General features: G+C 40.4%; 10 protein-coding genes and 3 pseudogenes. 8 read left to right on the top strand and 5 right to left on the bottom strand.

The features are described 5' to 3' along the window. Positions 1–114: 114 nt before the first annotated feature. The 4 genes and pseudogenes from ACHFIZ_RS14230 to ACHFIZ_RS14215 all read right to left on the bottom strand — a co-directional run bounded on the left by ACHFIZ_RS14230 (position 115) and on the right by ACHFIZ_RS14215 (position 6,597). Positions 115–1,887, bottom strand: a pseudogene (locus ACHFIZ_RS14230) (GH92 family glycosyl hydrolase). Between the two features lie 5 nt (positions 1,888–1,892). Beyond that, positions 1,893–2,381: pseudogene (locus ACHFIZ_RS14225) on the bottom strand (hypothetical protein). A 65-nt stretch (positions 2,382–2,446) separates the two neighbouring features. Further along, a complete protein-coding gene (locus tag ACHFIZ_RS14220) occupies positions 2,447–5,134 on the bottom strand; it encodes a glycoside hydrolase family 2 protein (protein ID WP_410886980.1) in 2,688 nt (895 codons plus the stop codon). A 23-nt stretch (positions 5,135–5,157) separates the two neighbouring features. Then, on the bottom strand, positions 5,158–6,597 hold the full coding sequence (locus ACHFIZ_RS14215) for an alpha-L-fucosidase (RefSeq protein WP_410886978.1): 1,440 nt from the start codon (positions 6,595–6,597) through the stop codon (positions 5,158–5,160). A 496-nt stretch (positions 6,598–7,093) separates the two neighbouring features. On the opposite strand from ACHFIZ_RS14215, the gene ACHFIZ_RS14210 reads away from it, so the two are divergent. From ACHFIZ_RS14210 to ACHFIZ_RS14175, 8 genes and pseudogenes are all read left to right on the top strand, one after another. Continuing rightward, complete coding sequence (locus tag ACHFIZ_RS14210) at positions 7,094–10,285, top strand: SusC/RagA family TonB-linked outer membrane protein (RefSeq protein ID WP_410886976.1); 3,192 nt, start codon at positions 7,094–7,096, stop codon at positions 10,283–10,285. 4 nt (positions 10,286–10,289) lie between these two features. Continuing rightward, positions 10,290–11,873, top strand: a complete 1,584-nt coding sequence (locus ACHFIZ_RS14205) for a SusD/RagB family nutrient-binding outer membrane lipoprotein (RefSeq protein ID WP_410886974.1) — start codon at positions 10,290–10,292, stop codon at positions 11,871–11,873. Positions 11,874–11,989: 116 nt separating this feature from the next. Further along, positions 11,990–15,307: a VCBS repeat-containing protein gene (locus ACHFIZ_RS14200; protein ID WP_410886972.1), complete on the top strand. Its 3,318-nt coding sequence runs from the start codon at positions 11,990–11,992 to the stop codon at positions 15,305–15,307. Then, a complete protein-coding gene (locus tag ACHFIZ_RS14195) occupies positions 15,304–16,653 on the top strand; it encodes a vanadium-dependent haloperoxidase (protein WP_410886970.1) in 1,350 nt (449 codons plus the stop codon). Before ACHFIZ_RS14200 ends, ACHFIZ_RS14195 begins: the two co-directional genes overlap by 4 nt. 14 nt (positions 16,654–16,667) lie before the next feature. Next, positions 16,668–16,910, top strand: coding sequence for a hypothetical protein (locus ACHFIZ_RS14190; RefSeq protein ID WP_410886968.1), 243 nt, complete (start codon positions 16,668–16,670; stop codon positions 16,908–16,910). Further along, positions 16,868–17,665 (top strand): annotated as a pseudogene (locus ACHFIZ_RS14185) (glycoside hydrolase family 3 protein). The gene ACHFIZ_RS14190 and the pseudogene ACHFIZ_RS14185 overlap by 43 nt, the downstream one beginning before the upstream one ends. Then, positions 17,659–18,489 carry a glycoside hydrolase family 3 protein gene (locus tag ACHFIZ_RS14180; protein WP_410886966.1) on the top strand — a complete coding sequence of 277 codons (831 nt, stop codon included), beginning with the start codon at positions 17,659–17,661 and terminating at the stop codon, positions 18,487–18,489. Before ACHFIZ_RS14185 ends, ACHFIZ_RS14180 begins: the two are co-directional and overlap by 7 nt. A 13-nt stretch (positions 18,490–18,502) precedes the next feature. Next, complete coding sequence (locus tag ACHFIZ_RS14175; protein ID WP_410886964.1) at positions 18,503–18,832, top strand: fibronectin type III-like domain-contianing protein; 330 nt, start codon at positions 18,503–18,505, stop codon at positions 18,830–18,832. Positions 18,833–18,906: 74 nt separating this feature from the next. Here the strand turns inward: ACHFIZ_RS14175 and ACHFIZ_RS14170 are convergent, their stop codons facing one another. Beyond that, positions 18,907–20,670 carry a S8 family peptidase gene (locus ACHFIZ_RS14170; protein WP_410886962.1) on the bottom strand — a complete coding sequence of 588 codons (1,764 nt, stop codon included), beginning with the start codon at positions 20,668–20,670 and terminating at the stop codon, positions 18,907–18,909. Positions 20,671–20,772 lie beyond the last annotated feature (102 nt).

Here is a 20,772-nt window from a genome sequence, read left to right as displayed (position 1 = left end):
TGATAAAAAAGCCCTTAACTCCAAAAAGTTAAGGGCTTTTTTATTAAACCGAGATTTACTGAAGTAAACCAATGCAGTAATCCCCCCTGCACTTCGGGTTGTAGTTGTAGTATATTAATTAACTGATCTCGGTCTGCTTTCGGAGCTTGTTCCAAAGTCAGTCGGCGTGGCCGACATTGTTATGATCAGTTCCCCACCTGCAGCTATACTGCTATGCGGCAGATAGTTTAACATATGCGGTTTACCATTCAACGTAACACCGGCAATGTATTTATTAGCTGTGCTATTGTTCCTAACTAATACATGGAACTTTTTGCCTGCCGGCAAACTAATGGTTGCCTCGTTTATACGAGGGCTGCCAAACACATACATACCGTTAGCAGGATTTACTGGATAAAAACCAAGTGTAGAAAGTACGTACCAGGCAGACATCTTCGTTACCAATAATACCATCTGGTTTTGTAGTATAAAAGTTATCAAGTATAAAACGCACTTTGTCGGCTGTTTTCCATGGCTGACCTACATAGGCGTACAGGTAAGCTATATGGTGGCTTGGCTCGTTACCATGTGCGTACTGGCCTATTAAACCAGAAATATCCGGCGAATGATCTTTACTTAAATCACCCTGAATGACGAATAAAGAATCGAGTTTTCTGGTAAATGGCTGCTCGCCGCCCTGTAACGCTATCAAACCTTCTACATCATGCGGCACTAACCAAGTATACTGCCATGCATTACCTTCGGTAAAATCATCCTGCTCATGGCGAGATTCAAATGGATTAAAAGGAGTACGCCATTTGGTAGCAGATACCCTACCTCTCATAAAGTGGGTTTGTTTATCAAAGTAGTTCTGGTAGTTTTTAGCGCGCTTACTAAAGTATTGGTAATCGTCCGTTTTACCCAGTTTTTTAGCCATCTGCGCGATACACCAATCATTTATAGAATATTCCATACCCATAGCTACATTCTCGCGGGTGCTGTCTGCCGGAATAAAACCAAGTTCTTTAACAAACTTAAGGCCGCATACATCCTGCATCTGGGTTGTTTTAACGGCTTCGTAAGCCAGGTTGGCATCAAAGCCTTTAAACCTTTGAGGTAAGCATCTACAACCACCACCATAGCGCTGTTACCTACCATGGTGTTGGTTTCGTTGGCCATTAAATGCCACACAGGTAATTTGCCCTGCTCTTTGTAGATAGCCAGCATGGTATTGATCATATCTGGCACACGCTCCGGCTGCATAATAGTATATAATGGATTAGCCGAGCGATAGGTATCCCAAAGCGAGAACGTGGTTAAATTATTAAAAGTTGCTTTTTTATGCACTTGCTTATCAGCGCCCATCTAATCGCCATTCACATCATTAAATATCGATGGTGCTATCATGGTGTGGTAAATAGCGGTATAAAATTTCTTTAATTATGTTATAGAATCTGCTTTGATGGTAACTTTATGCAGCTCTTTGTTCCATTCGTTATGAGCATTAGCGGCAACCTTATTAAAATCCCAACCTGGCATCTCAACATCGATATTCAACAACGCATTGGCCATACTAACTGGTGAAATGCCAACCTTTACAAACACTTTCTCACCCTGTTTACTCGCAAAAGAAAGTACACCTTTTACCCTTTGACCGGTAAGTGTTACGCCTTTTTTTAAGGCAGTACTATCGTAAACCGCAAATTTGCTTATGGCTTTAGAGAATACAGTAGTGAAATAGATCTTCTGGTCCCGAGCCCATCCTTTTGGATAGCGGTAACCTTCAATAGTCGTATTCTTAACCAGTTTGATGTAAGTTTTAGTCGGGATATCAGCTATACTTTCAGCCAGGTCAATAATAACATTTGCCTGTTTTAGCCTCGGGAAAAGTATACTGATGAAAGCCAACTCTCTTAGCTGCGGTTAGCTGCGGTTAGCTGCACATTAATATCGTACTTTTTAAGTTTTACGCTATAATAACCGGGCTTAATAACCTCGTCGCTATGACTAAATAGGGAAAAATATCCATCTTCACCTTTTCCGATATCGCTCTTATTTACATTGATCGGCCCTGTAGTTGGCATGAAAGATACGTCCCCCAGATCGCCAATACCCGTACCGCTTAAGTGGGTGTGCTGAAAGCCGATAATCGTAGAATCTGAAACGTGATAACCCGAGCACCAGTCTCACCCTTTTGACAGTTGAGTTGGTCCCATTTGCACCGCACCAAATGGTACGTTGGCACCAACAAAAACATGCCCGTGAAACCCAGTGCCTATCCGTTGGTCTACATACTGAGTAAGATCAGCCTGCTGGCCAACCTGTGCTTTTTTTGTTACTTGTGCAAAAGCCGACGAGGCTATAAAAACAAATGGTATAAGTAACCTTAACTTATTCTTCATTAAAATTGATTTTATTTTATTTGTACTACTGCCTCAACTATACAATACAAATCTTTTCCTGCCAGTTAATTCTTAATTTTTAACAACTGCGATTTAACTGTTGAAGTATTCCAGCCGTCAATATCTATAGCCAGGTTTTTGTGGTCAGTTGATGGATACTCAATGATCACCTTCTTCTGCTCGCCCGGCATAACAGATATATAGTTGTTATCGTAAAAAGCAGGCAATATCCTTTCTTTGGTACCGGCATCAACTAATGAAACTCTGTTAAAAAATGATATAACGCTGTTTGGTTTATTTGTTAAAGTAACTTCAATTTTTCCAGGCTTTATATACCTAGCTTCAGAAGCTAAGGCATCATCCCTCATTTTTTCTAAACCAGAGTATTCGCCTTTACTATTTGCAACCCAATATAAATTATCAGAAAGCACTTGTTTATCGTTATCCAATAACTGCAAAGACAAGAAAGCACCTTCTTTGGCAGCCATTTCATCCACCACACTTTTAACCGACATTATGTTTTTCGTTGACGTAGCCACGATATCGCAAAACACCTGTGTTATCAGTTTTTCTTTACCGTCCATATCATAACCTTTTATCACCAGCATCATGCTGCGGCTTGGCTTAAAGGTGTTGTTGGCCAGCGATACCATACCGTTAGTTGGGTTGTACATTACATGCAATGCCTCCCCACCTTTCTGCAGGCCATAAAGGCTGGCATTAGGATCAAGATAGTAATCGTACATCTGACCGCGCATGGCAGTCCAGGGGTTTTGTGTTTTCCAGATGATGAAACCAGTGTACCAATCCCACATATGCGATGTAAAACCTTCAACAAGACCGCGGTACTGATCGTAATTTACCAGTTGTGCTTTCTTAGCAAAATCTGCAACACCTTTTATCTTTCCGTATTTAACAACACTACTGTCATACCCTATATATTTATGGTAAGCCCAAACACTGTCGGTTTTGCTTTTGCGGGTACTCTCGTCATATTCAGGTGCTATCAGGTTTTGGGCAGGGATAAACCTTTTTAACGATTCATAATCGCTCAAACCAACAGAACCTATTTCTGAATTGAACGGAAAAGTTTTAAAATTCCAGAATACATCTTGTGGCTGAATGCCGTAAGGCCCATCTCCATTACCACCCCGAATATTTCTCGACATTTCTTCGGAGTTTGAATAATCCACAAACCAGCGGGTGTTATCTAAACGTGGGAAAATATCTTCTTTTAACGCAATCAAAATATCTTCCGGCGGGGTTATTTCGTTGCCACCACACCAGATAGCAAGTGAAGCATGATTACGCACCATTTTTATCTGATCTTCGGCCGAGCGCAGGAACAGGCCATGGTCATCCGGGTATTTGCGGCGAGTCCACTGGTCATCTTGTTTCATTGGATCAAGCCAACGCCCATTACAATCACCAGAGCCCCAAAGGTCCTGAAAAATCAGCATACCATACCTGTCGCAAGCATCGTAAAACTCAGGGCGCTCTATCATTGCCCCGCCCCACACTCTGATCAGGTTAAGGTTCATATCCTTATGGAAACGAACTTCGGCATCATAACGAAGATCCGAAAGGCGCAGCATCGCGTCAGATACGATCCAATTACCACCTTTAATAAATATTTTCTGACCATTAACAGCAATTTGCCTGCTGCCGGTATGCTCATTCCAGTTGCTCTGAATCTCGCGGACACCAACCTTAAGTGTTTTTTGATCTGACACGGTTTTGCCGGCAATCATAAACTTCACTTTCACATCATATAAGTTTGGCAGGCCGTATCCGCTTGGCCACCAAAGTTTTGGATTTTGGAGCGTATAATCTGCCAGCTTTACAGTAGTTGTAGCGTAGGGTTTTAACGTAACACTTTTTGACACTGTTGCCCCTGCTAAATCATAACTTACAACACCGGTTACGCTTATCCCGGTTGGGTTGTTAACCTCGGTTTCCATTTTAATGGTAGCCGGCTTTTGTGGGCCTTCGGGTAATCTTGTGCCAGGCACTAAAGTAATCACGTGGGTATCTAGTATGCGTACAGCCCCTGTTTTTTGAATAGTGACTTTATCCCAGATTCCGGTATTTCGATCACGCACGGGTTGAATCCAATCCCAGCCGGCGGTGTATTGCAAACCTACGTTGCGGGCAATAGTGCCATCGCCACCCTGGCCGCCATTGGCATTACCCAAAACATCTGGCGGGTAAACTATTACAGCCAACTTATTATTACCTGTTTTATTCAGGTAAGAGGTGATATTATAAGAAAACCTAAGAAACATTCCCTTTTGGGCAGACTTATTCAATTTATGACCATTCAGAAAAACATCACAACTATAATTAATGCCCCTAAAATCCAAATAAACCTGGCCACCATTGGTTACAGGTGCTTCCTTAAATTCTTTTATAAACCAATAGGTATAGTATTTAGCCCCGGTTTTATAGATGTCCGAAATTTTTTCATTGTTCATTCCATAAAATGGATCTGGAACCTTTTTATTATTTAAAAGCGTAGTCAACACCGTACCGGGCACAGTTGCCGGCATCCATGCACTATTATCAAAGGATGCATTAGAAAGTTTGAAGCCATCTTCTTTAACATCAGCAATTGAGGCGCAATACCAACCGGAATTTAACTCGTAACTGCTTTGGGCTTTGGCCTTATTATATAGGCCGGTTAAAGCAATAAATAAGACAAACGTAAATAATGCTTTTGAGTTTAGTGATCTGTAAGGCAATTTTCGGGACATTTTTTGATATGTATAGGATAAAATTAGTATTGAATTTTAAAAACAGCAGCCTGGGTTAAACCATTCCTAGTTTGCACTTCGGCAGGTACACTTATATTAATAGTACTTTTATTAGACGTCCATTTTACTTTTTTGCCTGAACCTAACAAGGTTATGTTAGTTACCTGATTAATATCCTGCAGATGTAATTTAATATTTGCCGGTAAAACTACTTCATCTTTATCTGATGTTACAAAGGCATAAATAATATTGCTTTTATCGGCCTTAGTATAATAGGTATTACCCTCTGAATATGGAGCTACCGCAGTAGAGTTGTAAATGCCCTCTCCGTTCACTTTTATCCAGCTACCAATTTGTTGCAGGCGGCTGTATGCCACCGGGTCCCAGTCACCATCAGGACCGGGGCCAATGTTCATTAATAGGTTGCCACCACGTGATACTATCTTAATAAGCAAGGTTACAATTTCGTTTGCCGATTTATATTTATCACCTGGCACATAGCTCCATGAGTTACCCATCGTAATACAGCTTTCCCAGGGATGATCTAGTGGTTTCTCCGGCACCTGCTGCTCCGGCGTAGCATAGTTTTCATAAGGACCGGCAACTGTGCGGTCTACCATAATAAGGCCGGGTTGCTTTTTCCGGGCCATCTCGGCTATGCGTGGCATATCTATATCTTGGTTAAAGGTAATGGCCTTTTGCCAGTCAACAGTAGTATCAATGGTGTTTTTGGGGCGTACCCAGCCTCCATCCATCCATAATATATCTACCCTCCCATAATCAGTCATTAACTCGCCTATTTGGTTATAGGAAAAATCTTTAAACTTCTGCCATTGATCTGGATGTTTTGCAGGGTCGTAATTCACGTTCCTGTCTTTTGCTGGGAAGTAAGGCCACCAGTAATTCTTTGAATGCCAGTCTGGCTTGGAGAAATAAGCACCTATCATAAAATTCTCCTTAGAGAAAGCCTTGAATATTTCCTTTGTAATGTTAGCCTTTGGATTTGATGAGAATGGCGTTTTCGGGTCGGTTATTTTATAATCTGTTTGTTTAGTATCAAACATACTAAAGCCATCATGGTGCTTGGTCGTAAATACAACGTATTTCATCCCCGCGTATTTAGCAGCCTTTACCCATTTATCGGGGTCGAACTTTACCGGATTAAAAGTAGTTTGTAAATTTTCATATGCCTTTACGTATGTATTATAATCAGCACCGTATGGACCTTTGCGTTGTGTCCAACTTTCATCTTCGGGGCAAATACTCCAGCTTTCTACCACCCCCCACTGACTATAGGTACCCCAATGCATAAACAAGCCAAATTTTAGTTTTTGCCAGTTTTCAAGCTTATCCTGCACCACAACATCTGTTGGAGACACATAATTTGCAGACATATTATGCTCCTGAGCATAACATGTACAAAACAATATCGAATTTAAAAGCAATAGGAAAAGTTTTTTCATATAGACAATTTTTTAGTAGCACATAGCTTTTTTTTGATGGACACGTATCAATACGCAACTATACATTTGAATTAAAAGTTGAAAAGCGTAATGCTGCCAATCAAATCTTAAAATAACAATTTTAATGATTTTTGCCAAGAACTATTTAAAAATATTTAAAAGCTTTTTCAATTATTAATTTTTTTTTAAAAGTTAGCTGTTTTTTTTTCTTTTTATAGCGCAATTGTTACATTGCACTTAGTTTGTATGGGATACATAAAATTCATTAATATAGTTAGGATGATACGCAATAATTTAGTTCATGAACAAATAAAGACACCTTATATAAAACCTAATTGATCAAATCTGCCTATGAAGTAAGAAAGCCATACACTCCAACTGAGACTGAGACTAACATCGATTTTCTCGTCAAAACCAGTCTAAATTATACCAGATTCAAAAACAGGATTTGGCAATAAATTAACGCATTCTTATTAACTAAACTAATTATAACAGTATGGAAGATTTTAAACACGCTATGGGTTTAAGGGACAGATACAGATTCTCGAAATCTGGATCAATAATAAAACTGTCTCTGATATTATCATTAGCGGTAGGCATACAATCAGTAGCCATTGCCTACCCGCACAATAATGCAACAATCAATAAAAATAAATTAGCTAACAAAGCAGCAATAACCGGGAAAGTTGTAGACGAAACAGGTGTAGGTTTACCTGGTGTAAGTATCAAAGTAAAAGGCACGGCCAATGGTACTGTATCAGATTCCAAAGGTGTATTCGCTATTAATGCTCCCGACGACGCAGTGCTGGTATTTTCATTCCTGGGGTATGAATCAAAAGAAGTTGCAGTTGCCGGTAAAACCAGTATCTCTGTTAGTTTGGCCCCAGAAAGCAAAGGCCTTACCGAGGTAGTTGTAACTGCCTTAGGTATTACAAAAGACCAAAAGAAATTGGGCTATTCAGTATCTACTGTTAATGGCGAACAACTTAATAAAGCGAAAGAATCCAACGTTGCCCTATCATTACAAGGCCGTGTTGCCGGTTTAAGCGTTGGTGGATCCAATGGTGGCCCGGGTTCATCTGCAAGGGTGTTACTACGTGGTTTAACCAGTTTTACTGCGAGCAGTCCATTGTACGTTATTAATGGTGTACCCATGGACAACACTCAAAGAGGTCAATCTGGCGAGTGGGGCGGTGCAGATTATGGTGATGGTATCTCCAACATCAACCCAGATGATATCGAATCAATGACAGTTCTTAAAGGTCAATCAGCATCCGCTCTTTACGGATCGCGTGCTGTAAATGGTGTAATTTTGATTACTACCAAATCTGGTAAAAAGAACTCGCCAATTGGTGTTGAATTTAATACTAACTTTCAGTTTGATAAAGCGGTAGACAATACCGATTATCAACAAATTTACGGTCAGGGTATCCAAGGTGTTAAACCTAACTCGCTTGACGCGGCCCGTAATTCAGGTAGCCTTGCATGGGGTTCGAAAATGGACGGATCTGATGTAATTCAAATTGATGGCCAAACTCATAAATATTCTCCGGTTAGCAATTATATTGATTTTTACCGTGTAGCCCCAAGTTACACTAATACCGCCTCATTTACAGGTGGTAACGAAACTGGTGCTTTCCGTTTGTCAGCATCTAACCTTCGCGCTAACTCAATGGTACCAAACAGCTACCTTGACAGGAAGACATTTAACTTTAACGGCAGCCAACAGGTAACTCCAAAGTTAAATGTTAATATAGTTGCTAATTATGTGATAGAAGATTCTAAAAACAGATCTGGCTTAAGTGATGGCCCGGGCAACCCTAATAACGTACAGTTTTTAGCGCCAAACCAAGACCAAGCTACTTTAGCACCGGGTGTAGATCCAAGTGGTAAAGAATTAACCTTTACTGATGACAGTTATGTAACCAACCCATACTTTGCTGCTAACAATTTTATTAGCAATGTTAACAGGACTCGTTTAATCTCTGCACTATCTGCTAAATACGATTTAACCAAATGGCTTTATTTACAAGGACGTTTAGGTTATGACGATAGTAATGATAAAAGGTTAAATATTGAGCCTACCGGTACAGGTTACCGTAATGACAACGGTGCAATGAATACCAGTCAAACGCATATCAATGAATTTAACGCCGACGTTTTGATCAATGGTAAGCATTCACTTGTTGAGGATCTTTTAAGCGTGGACCTTACTATTGGTGGTAACATTCGTAAAAGTGAATTAACTGGTACATTTATCAACGGTCAAAACGGTTTCATTATTCCTTATTTCTACAGTTTAACTAACTTCAGAAGCCGTGATTCTGGTCCGCAGATCGATCCTGCGCAAAAGAAGCAAGTTAATTCAGCATACTACTCAGCAGATTTCTCCCTTAAAGATTACCTTGTATTAAGTACTACCGGTCGTTATGATTACTATAGCACCATATCAAAATCTGTAGGCCCTGGTATCTTCTCTCCATCAGTTTCAGGTAGCTTTATCTTCTCTGAGTTGAAGAAAATGGAAGGCGTTGATTTAGGTAAAGTAAGATTGTCATTTGCGCAAACAAGTGCTGATGCGCTTTCTTACGCTAATACAGTTTATTACAGCCTTAATAACTCCATCAATGGTTTCCCGGCAGCGGGTTTTAGCAGCCAGTTACCTAACTTATTTTTAAAACCATTCACTTTAAAAGAGCTTGAAGCAGGTTTAGAAATGAAGTTTTGGGGTGATAGGCTTGGTTTTGATGTTACTTACTTTTCTCGTAAAACCAATAATGAGATCATCAACGGAAACTTAGATTGGTCTACAGGTTACACTAACCGGTACATAGGTACAGGTTCTACCCAAAACCGTGGTTTAGAAGTTGAAATTCATGGTACGCCGGTTAGAACATCAGATTTCAGCTGGACACCTTCGTTCAACTTTACCTATGTTAAAAACAAAATTCTTCAAACAGACGGAATTACCAATAACAACATTGGCTTTGGTACTTTCCGCCCTGCCGCAAGTTCGGGTATAGCTGTTACTTCGCTCGTTGTAGGCTTATCAGGACCACAGATTTTAGCTACTGATTACAAACGTGATGCTTCAGGAAATGTTGTTTTTGATGCTTCAGGTTTACCGCAACGTGGCGACTTAAAAGCTATGGGCTCAGCCATTCCTAAATTTTACGGTGGTTTTAACAACTCATTCAACTACAAACAAATCAATTTAGGTTTCCTTGTTGATTACCGTTTTGGTAACAAAGTACTTTCAGGTACAGAAAATGGCAGCATTTTCAGAGGCTTAAATAAATTGACACTTAAAGGCCGCGAAGGTGGTGTAGTTGGTAGCGGCGTTACCGAAAGTGGTGCAGCTAATACAGTAAACGTTCCTGCTCAAACTTACTACCAGGCATTATCTCGCAATGTTGGTGCAGTATCTGTTTTAGATGGTAGTTTTATTAAGTTACGTCAGGTGACTTTGGGTTACACCTTTAACAGCACTTTCTTAAAAGGTACACCATTTAGCTCTATAGGTGTAGCTGCAGTTGCCCGTAACCTTTGGACGATTATGAAACATACAGACAACATTGACCCGGAGTCTGGATTCTCAGCTGATCCAAGATACGCAGGTATCGAAGGTGCAAGTTTGCCTTTCGCAAGGACTTATGGTTTAAACGTAAACTTCAAATTAAAAAACTAAACAGATGAAAAAACGATATATTTTTAGCTTCCTGGTAGCGGGTGCTACGTTAATGGCAAGCTGTAGCAAAAACTTTGAGGAAATAAATACACAGCCAGATAAAACAAATGGCAATCTTATTAACCCAAACTTTTTCATGTCGCAAGTGCAAATGACCTTTTCGCAGACAGGTTACGATCAATTGCTTTTCCAAAGCATGTGGACACAATCGCTTGCATCAACCTTCAGCTATTATAGCAATGGTGATAAGTATGTGTATGGCGGCGGCGGTACCGGTTATTTTAACCGTACCTGGAACAGGGGCTATAGTGCCCTTACCCTGGTTGATGAGATGAAAACCCTTATTAAAGACAAGCCGGAATATGCTAACCTTGACGCGTGTGGTACCATCTTACGTGCAATGTTCATTCAACGTATTACCGATTTATATGGCGATGTACCTTACTCACAAGAAGGACAAGCTAAAAACGGAATCTTTGAACCAGTATTTGATTCTCAAAAAGATATCTATACTGCGATACTTACCCAACTTGAACAGGCAACGGCAGCCCTTGACGCATCAAAAGGAACTCCTACTTCAGATCTTTTTTACGGCGGTAACATCGTACAATGGAAACGTTTAGGTTACTCTTTAATGTTAAAAGCCGCTATGCGTTTAACCAAAGTTGATGCAGCTACTGCTAGAACTTATGCAGAAAAAGCATTTATAGGCGGTACAATGGCAAGCATTGCAGATAACGCAAAGGTAATGACAGATGCTGCCGGTAATACAAGCAGCAACTCTGATGCATTATTGGTTCCGGATGATTTTAGAGAAGTGCGTTGGGGCAAAACATTGATTGACTTTATGCAATCATCTAATGACCCGCGTATATTTGCAATAGCAGAAATAACTGCAGCTAATGGGCGTAGGGCTAATGAAAACCGCACTTTAGCTGGTAACAATACAGCAGCTTTACAAGTTGGTATGCCAAATGGTTATACAACTAGCACTATTGCTACAGCGACTGGTTACCCTGGTGCTACACCTGCTGCCGACGCAGAAGATGCAGCGGCACCGCTGGGTAAATACTCTCGCCCCCGTTTGTCAGTTTATCCAGACAGGATAAGTGCAAACTTTATTTACAGTTATGGCGAATCTGAATTATTATTGGCTGAAGCAGCCAGTAGAGGTTGGGCAACAGGTGTTGCAGCTACGCACTATGCTAATGCATTGGCTGCAGATATGGCTACGCTTTCGCAATACAACACAACTGGTGCTGCAACAGTAAGCCCGGCGGCTATTGCAACTTATGTAGCAGCTCACCCTTTAATAGCAACAACTGCCTTACAGCAAATCAACATGGAGTATTATGTAGTGACATCAACTACTTTCAACTTCAACGAAACGTTTGCTAACTGGAGAAGATCAGGTTTCCCGGTATTAACCCCGGTTACCTTCCAAGGTCAGTTTATAACAGGTCAGGTTCCACGTAGAATGCCTTATCCTACAACGCTTTTACAAACCAACGGCCCAAATTATTCTGCTGCTGTACAGCGTCAGGGTACAGACAATTTTGCAACCCGTGTTTATTGGGATAAACAATAATATTACCTAACAATAATAAAAAAGGAGACATAGGTCTCCCTTTTTATTATTGTTTAACTCCACTTGTATATATTTATACTCCTCTTGATTATTTATAGTAAGCATCAAAAAAACTTATGCAGCTATCTGATAGATATTTTTCAAAGACAGCCATTCTTGCTGCTGTTATATGCATTGCTGAAGCATTTTTTGCCCCAGTGGTATCTATCGCACAACAACCACTTTTTAAATTGCTGCCGGCCGCACAAACCGGTGTTAAATTTAGTAATGATATTGTGGAGAAAGAATCACTCAACGTACTATCATACGAATATTTCTATAATGGCGGCGGCGTTGCTACAGGCGATATCAATAACGACGGCCTGCCTGATCTGATGTTCACTGCGAACATGAAACCAAATAAACTTTATCTCAACCTTGGCGGTTTAAAATTTAAAGACATTACAAAAGAAGCTTCACCAAAACTTGAAGGCCGACCAAACAGCTGGAAAACCGGCGTTACAATGGCAGATGTTAACAGTGATGGCCTGCTTGATATTTATATATGCTATTCTGGCAAAACAGATAACGAAACTCGCAGTAACCAATTATTCATTAACAAGGGAAATAAAAAATTTACAGAAGAGGCAAAAGCCTACGGACTGGCAGACCCCAGCTACAGTACCCAAGCGGCCTTTTTTGACTACGACAATGATGGCGATCTGGACATGTTCCTGCTTAATCATAACATCAAAAAGATCGATAATATGGAACTGGCCCGTTATAAAAGCGAAACCGACCAGTTAGCCAGTAATAAACTATACCGGAATGATAACGGACATTTTGTTGAAGTATCCAAAGAAGCAGGCATCATCCAAAACCCGTTAACATTTGGGTTGGGTATTGCCATTGCCGACATCAACAAAGACGGATGGCCCGACATTTACGTTACAAACGATTACAACGAACCCGATTACATCTATATAAATACCCACGATGGCAAATTTGCCGAGCATTCTAAAGATATGCTAAGACACATGTCGCATTTCTCTATGGGTACAGATATTGCCGATTTTAATAACGATGGCCTGCCAGATATTATCACTCTGGATATGATGCCTGAGGATAATCATCGTCAAAAATCATTGCAGTTACAAGAAAACTATGAGTCATTTGCTCTAATGCAAAACCAAGGGCTTTATAATCAGTATATGCGGAATATGCTGCAACTGAACAATGGCGACGGTACCTTTAGCGAGATAGGTCAGTTAGCAGGTATATCAAACACCGACTGGAGCTGGTGCCCGCTTATAGCCGATCTGGATAATGACGGTTACAAAGACATTTTTATCACTAACGGTTACTTGCGAGACTATACTAATAAAGATTTTTTACGCTACTGGGGCGATTATAAAATAAAGAAAGCTATAGCTGGAGAGCCTTTTCTGCTTATGGACCTGATAATGGCCATGCCCTCAACATCACTGCCTAATTATGTTTTTAATAATAACCATAACCTTACCTTCAGCAAAAAACAGGCTGAGTGGGGTTTAAATGATCCGGGCATATCAAGCAGTGCTGTTTATGTTGACCTTGATAATGACGGCGACCTTGATCTAGTTGTAAATAACATTAACCAACCTGCATTTGTATACCAAAATACCGGCAGGGATAATAACACCGGAGCATCATACCTTGCTGTAAAACTAAAAGGAACAGGAAAGAACACAAATGCCATTGGTGCTAAAGTTTACGTTTATGCTGCTGGGAACACGCAATATCAAGAGGTAAACCCTAACCGTGGTTACCTATCTTGCATATCAAGCACTTTAAACTTCGGCTTGGGTAACGCGACAGAAATTGACTCGGTACGCGTTATTTGGACAGACCAGTCGGGCCAATTACTTACAAAAGTTAAGGCTAACCAACGGTTAAGTGTTAATTATAACCCTACAGAAAAACTATATGCCACAGCTGTAAAAATTGCCTCCAAAATTTTTAAACCGGTATCTCCTGTTATCAATTTTAAACCGGAGGAGATCACCATAAACGATTTTAAGCGCCAGTTGCTGATGTTGTTCATGTACTCGCGCACAGCACCTGTTATTACAAAGGCCGATGTTAATGAGGATGGTTTGGAAGACTTGTTCATTAGCGGCGATAAAGACAGTCCGGGCAAAGTTTACCTGCAAAAAAAAGACGGCACTTTCCAGGTTATTGATATTGTAGGCGGCAAAACAGAAAATATAGGCACAATTGCCGCTGCGGCATTTTTTGATGCCAACGGTGATGGGAAGCCTGACCTATATATTGCTAAAGGCGGTTACTCCACTTACGAGCCAAATACTGCCATATTGCAAGATGAACTATACCTAAACGAAGGCAACGGCCGCTTCGTGCTCTCGTCAGATGCCTTGCCAGTATTAAATGCCAATAGTAAAGCGTGTGTAAAACCTTATGATTTTGACGGCGACGGCGATATCGACCTTTTTGTAGGAGGTCGTGTGATCCCTGGCAAATACCCGGTTACCCCAGAAAGTTACTTATTGTTGAATGATGGTAAAGGTAAATTTACTATTGCTAACATCCCATTTGCCAAAGCGGGTATGGTAACGGATGCACAATGGATAGATCTGAACAATGATGGCCGTAAAGACCTGGTAATTTGCGGCGAATTTATGCCCATAACAATACTCATAAATACCAAAGAAGGATTTACAGATAAAACACAGGATTACTTCGCTACCCCATCAAAAGGTTTTTGGTTTAAGATAGATTTTGCTGATGTTAATGGCGATGGCAAACCAGACTTGATTGCTGGTAACCTAGGCCAAAACAGTCAATTACATGCTTCTGAAAACGAGCAAGCAGAATTATACTATGCTGATTTTGATAACAATGGCTCAATTGATCCTTTTTTTTGCTTCTATTTAGACGGAAAAAGTTATCCGTTTGTAAGTCGTGATGAGATAAATGAACAGATCTATCCTATACGCCGTCGGTTTAGCTCTTACAAAGCTTATGCGGATGCCACAATAAATGAAATCTTTACCACACAGGAATTGGCTACAGCATCTAAACTGAGCATTAACACAACACAAACAACACTATTTATTAACCAGAACGGTAAATTTGTAGCTGCTTCCCTGCCAATACAAGCCCAGTTTGCCCCGGTAAGTCAAATCCTTACAAATGATTTCGACCACGACGGTTATACAGACGTGTTGCTATTAGGTAACCACGCAGACAACCGCCTTAAAATTGGCAGTATGGATGCCAACTATGGCTGCCTTTTAAAGGGTGATGGCAAGGGTGGTTTCACTTATGTAGAGCAATCAGCATCTGGCTTATCAATAACCGGTGATGTTAAAGCTGTTTTAGAGATACAAATAAATAAAGCCCCTTATTTACTGATAGGCACGAGCGAAGGCCTATTGAAATTTTATAAAGAATGAAGTTTTTAAAACTGTCACTTACTATACTTTTTTTACTTGTTTGCCAATATAGCCGGGCACAAAATAAAAAAAAAGCTACCTACCCTGATTACCTGCAGCCGGCCCATGCCATTAACACAGTAACGATGGTAATGGTACATGATGTGGTAAGCCCCCCTGTAGCTGCGCGTTATTACGCTTATTGCACGCTTGGCGCTTACGATATTGTATCGGTCAATAATAAGAAGATACCCGCATTAAGCACATTTATCAATAACTACCCTGGCAATAGTTCATTAGCAAATGCCAACGTAAATTACGATTATAAGATAGCTGCCTATTACAGCATTTTAGAAACGGCCAAGCTACTGTTGCCATCTGATTTTATGTTGAAAGATAATGAGGATGCATTTATCGAGCTTCTTCAAAAAACAAAAGTACCAGAAGATATCATTACTAACTCGGTAAAAGTTGCCGAGAATGCTTCTGCGGCCATTGTAGCATTTTCTAAGAAAGACCATTATAGTCAATTAAGCGCACTTAAACGTTATACTCCCATCAAGGATGAAAGTAAATGGTACCCAACCCCACCCATGTACATGGAAGCGGTGGAACCCAACTGGAAAACCATCCGCACATTAGTGATAGATTCCGCTACGCAGTATAAACCAAAGCCGTTGATACCATTCAACAAAGACACTACATCTGAATTTTACGGTCAGGCTAAAGCTGTTTATGATGCCTCAAAAAACTTAAGCCCTGAGCAGATAAACCAGGCACTTTTTTGGGATTGCAACCCCTTTGCGGTAACAACATCAGGCCACATGGCTATTGGTTATAAAAAAATCAGTCCGGGTGGCCATTGGATGCACATTGCCTGCCTGGTAGCACAAAAAGCAAACCTTGGTTTTGATGAATCGGTAATGGTAATAGCTTTGAACGGAACTACATTAATGGATGCCTTCGTCAGTTGCTGGGAAGAGAAATTTACCAGTAACCGCATACGTCCTGAAACTTTTATAAACCGGTTTATAGATGTAAAATGGCAGCCTACATTGCAAACCCCTCCATTTCCGGAATATACCAGCGGACACGCGGTGATCTCCAATGCATCAGCAGAGCTATTGACCTATCTTCTGGGCGATAACTTTGCCTACACAGATAACACAGAAATACCTTTTGGTAGCGGCCAGCGTGATTTTAAATCATTCAGACAAGCAGCTGCAGAGGCATCTTTGTCCAGGTTTTACGGTGGAATACATTATATGCAAAGCATCCAAAATGGTAACGACCAAGGGAAAAATCTTGCTGCTGGCATTATCAATAAAATAAAAAAAGCGGGCATAATCCCATTGTATAAAAAATAAATTACAGCTAAACAATGAGCTACTTCTTCTACAAAAAAACAGTCACGTTACTAATATTAAGCTTTTTGTTGAGCATTACCACGATGGCTCAGCAGAACTATAAAAATGAGTCGCTAACGATAGGCATCCGTGTTAAAGACTTGCTAGCTAAACTAACACTTAAAGAAAAGGCATCCCTTTTAGGCTACCGTAGTGAGGCAGTACCAAGGCGAATATCCCCGCTTATAACTGGTGGAATGAAGGATTACATGGTGTAGCCCGTGCCGGCGAAGCAACTGTGTTTCCACAGGCAATTACTTTAGCTGCTACATTTAACCCGGAACTGGTGAAATCGGTATCAAATGTAATATCTACGGAGGCAAGGGCAAAGTAAAACCTTTCAACAGCTAAAGGCCGACACCTGCAATATATGGATCTTACTTATTGGACGCCTAATATCAATATCTTCCGAGATCCTAGATGGGGCCGAGGCCAGGAAACCTATGGCGAAGATCCCTTCTTAACTTCGCAGATCGGCACCTCTTTTGTAAAGGGTTTACAGGGTAAAGATCCGTTGCGTTTAAAAATAGCATCAGCAGCCAGGGATTTTGTGGCCCACAGCGGCCCCGAGGCTACCCGGGATTATTTTGACGCTATTGTAGATGAAAAAGACCTGCGCGAAACATATATGTACGCCTTCCATAAATTGGTTGATAGCGGCGTTGAATCTATCATGACAGCGTATAACCGTGTTAATGGCATACCAAACTCGGTTAACAAACACCTGATACAGGATGTACTAAGAAAAGAATGGGGCTTTAAAGGACACGTGATTACAGATTGCGGGGCATTAGATGATGTGTTTTTAACCCACAAAACTATCCCTAATGCTACTGAAACGGCTGCTGCAGCTATAAAAGCCGGTATCGATCTAAATTGTTCATCAGTTTTACAGGGCGATATGATTAAAGCCGTACAGCAAAAATTACTTACCGAAAAAGAAGTAGATGTAGCCTTGGGCGCCGATTGTTAAAGACCCAGTTCAAATTAGGTTTTTTTGACAATGCCAATAAGAGCCCATTTTACAGCTACCGTGCAGATAGCATACACAACATCCAGCATATTGAGCTGGCTCGTAAAGCTGCAACGCAAAGCATGGTACTATTAGAAAATAACAATAAACTATTGCCCTTAAAGGAGGCTGATTATCCGGCCATCATGGTACTTGGTCCAAATGTAGCATCTTTAGATGCTATGTTAGGCAGCTACCACGGTGTAAGCAGCAAAGTAGTAAACTTTGTTGAGGGTATAACTGGCGCAGTAGACCCTGCAACCAGGGCTGAGTATGATTTAGGTTGCGATTACAGTGACACTACTCATTTTGGTGGTATCTGGGCTGCAGGGAATGCTGACCTTACTATTGCCGTTTTAGGCCTACCACCCGTACTTGAAGGTGAAGCAGGCGATGCATTCCTGGCTGAGAATGGTGGCGATAAAAAGAACTTAAGCCTGCCTGCAAGCGAAATCGCTTTCATGAAGGCTTTACGCAAAAGCGTTAAAAAACCTATTGTCGTTGTTATTACAGCAGGCAGCGATGTGGATGTATCTGCTATTGCAGATTATGCAGATGCTATTATATTTGCCTGGTACCCTGGCGAGCAGGGCGGTAATGCATTAGCGGACATCATTTTTGGAAAAGTAAACCCATCGGGCCGTTTACCAGTTACGTTTTATAATTCTGTGAATGACCTCCCTCCCTACCAAAGTCACAGCATGTACAACCCGAACTACCGTTATTTTAAAGGCCAGGTACAGTATCCATTTGGCTCTGGCTTAAGTTATACCACGTTTAAATAATGAAGCCGATGCAATGCCTAAGAGCCGGTACAGCGTTAAAGATACCATTACAGTCACTGTTGCTATAAAAAATACCGGCAATGCAGATGGTGACGAAGTAGTACAAGCATACATCAAATATCCAAATATCGATCGTATGCCGCTAAAGGAATTAAAATCATTCAAACGCGTAACGATAGTAAAAGGTGGATCTGAAACCGTAACGTTAAAAGTGCCTGTTAAGGAACTGCTAAAATGGGACTTGAAAAACAATAAATGGAAACTTTATCCAGGTACCTACCAATTGGTATTGGGCAGCTCTTCAGCTGATGAAAAACTAACTGCTAATTTTCAGATTGATTAACAGAAAAAAAAGTTTACGAAACCGTAGATAAGTGGTACTAAATAAGGCTAAGACTTTTGCTAAATTAAAGTTATCTAGTTTTTGTACTTTTCAGCTAATAACAAAGCTTGATAAGCATTTACAACGCCTCCGCTTATACAAAGGTCACTGAAAAACACTCTAGAACTTTCCCCTCTTTCGTTCTTATGCTTAACCTTAATATCTACCTTTGAAACACTCTTCATTATTATATCTCTCACTTCAGAAGGTTTTAGGTCAGGGTAGTAACTAAGAATTAAAGCGGCTAAACCAGAAACTACGGGCGAAGCCATACTGGTTCCGTCGAATTCCTTATATTTCGACCCAGGAATAGTGGAATTGATCATAAAGCCAGGAGCAAATACGTCCACAGTATGCTTTCCATAGTTTGAAAAAGTTGCCTTCAAATTCGCATCATTATAATAGGCACTTGCTCCAACTTCAATCCAATTAGAAGCATGAGGGAAACTGAATTTAGTTGTATCCAATTGTGGTTTTTTAAATGAAACGGAAGGTGTTCTATTATTTCTATTGTAAGGCGGACCGCCAGTGCGAACATCAGAAGTTACAACAGGTATAAGTCGGGTAGATTTCCTATGAGCCTTTTCGTATGCAATAGATTCAGCTGTTTCAAAATATTTGTTAGGGTAGTTTTCAGATACATCATTATTCTCATTGTCATTTCCAGCTGCATGGATTAATAGTACCCCCTTCTGTTCCGCATACTTTACGGCATCGTCTACAATCTTTTTATTCCATTTAAAGCTTTTACCAAAGCTCATATTAATCACTTTAGCACCGTTGTCTACCGCATAGCGAATACCATTAGCAACATCCTTATCTCGTTCATCTCCCTCTGGCACCACTCTAATTGCCATAATACTTACGGAATTTGAGATTCCGTTTATACCTAAACCATTGTTTCTAGAAGCAGCAATAATACCAGATACATGCGAACCATGATCCGCATTTGGACCCGTTACATCATTATTACCATATATTCGCTGTGTTGCATCTTCATAATTATCGCCAACAAGCTCTTGTCTTTCATTGTATTTTAAATTGAGGTTGTATCTTAACATCACATCGTATTGCTCATATGCGTCTTTCATTTCCTCAACAAATTTCTCGACCCCTTTATTTTCCTTTATTCCAGCACGAATAATTTTTTTTACTTGCTCCTCCTCCTCATTGTCAGCAACATACCTATCGAAATCTTCTGCACTGGCAATTCCTTTACCATTAACGCGGGCCACAGAATCGATCACCTTATTAATAACACTCAAATACCTAAAGTTATCGACGGCATTATTGTATAACACACCAAATTCAGTTCTAGCCCGGTTGAAGATTCTGAACTCTTCCTTTTGTGTGCTATCTAATACAGTAGAAGGAAGGGTTGAAGTGTATAAAGGAGCATACTTCCTCATAATTCGCACGAGTTCTAGATTATCATAAGCCAGGTCCCCTTTTTCGGATCCTATAAAATTCCATCCATGAATATCGTCAACGTAGCCATTTCCATCGTCATCTAAACCATTACCGGCTATCTCTTTAGTATTAGTCCACAAAACATCCTTTAAATCTTCATGGTTTACATCTACCCCACCATCAATAACTGCGACGATTACCTTCTGTTTCGGCTTTTTACCATTAAGTATTGTTGAATACGCTTTTTCAGTACTAATACCGAAATAACCATCTTTGACCAAATCCAGATTGTACCAGTTTGGTGGCAATTTAACGTCTTTACTTTGAGAAAATGATGATAAGTTTGTGAGCAGTAAGAGGGTAATGGAAATTATCTTGAGGAATCTCATTTCAAATATTTAATAAGTTGCGTACTAAACCAATATACGTATTTATTAGGCTTGGGGTTGCAATTTCACACTTTTTAACAATTCAGGAAGCCAAACTGCCTA

The sequence above is a fragment of the Pedobacter sp. JCM 36344 genome, from assembly GCF_046546555.1.
Taxonomy (GTDB): Bacteria; Bacteroidota; Bacteroidia; order Sphingobacteriales; family Sphingobacteriaceae; genus Pedobacter.
This window is presented reverse-complemented; position numbering and strand designations above follow the sequence as displayed.

Excerpts from the sequence above, each read along its gene's own strand:
- ACHFIZ_RS14210 (WP_410886976.1), top strand. The coding sequence starts at position 7,094 with ATGGAAGATTTTAAACACGCTATGGGTTTAAGGGACAGATACAGATTC.
- ACHFIZ_RS14175 (WP_410886964.1), top strand. The coding sequence starts at position 18,503 with ATGCCTAAGAGCCGGTACAGCGTTAAAGATACCATTACAGTCACTGTT.
- ACHFIZ_RS14170 (WP_410886962.1), bottom strand. The coding sequence starts at position 20,670 with ATGAGATTCCTCAAGATAATTTCCATTACCCTCTTACTGCTCACAAAC.
- ACHFIZ_RS14220 (WP_410886980.1), bottom strand. The coding sequence starts at position 5,134 with ATGTCCCGAAAATTGCCTTACAGATCACTAAACTCAAAAGCATTATTT.
- ACHFIZ_RS14190 (WP_410886968.1), top strand. The coding sequence starts at position 16,668 with ATGAGCTACTTCTTCTACAAAAAAACAGTCACGTTACTAATATTAAGC.
- ACHFIZ_RS14200 (WP_410886972.1), top strand. The coding sequence starts at position 11,990 with ATGCAGCTATCTGATAGATATTTTTCAAAGACAGCCATTCTTGCTGCT.
- ACHFIZ_RS14215 (WP_410886978.1), bottom strand. The coding sequence starts at position 6,597 with ATGAAAAAACTTTTCCTATTGCTTTTAAATTCGATATTGTTTTGTACA.
- ACHFIZ_RS14195 (WP_410886970.1), top strand. The coding sequence starts at position 15,304 with ATGAAGTTTTTAAAACTGTCACTTACTATACTTTTTTTACTTGTTTGC.
- ACHFIZ_RS14205 (WP_410886974.1), top strand. The coding sequence starts at position 10,290 with ATGAAAAAACGATATATTTTTAGCTTCCTGGTAGCGGGTGCTACGTTA.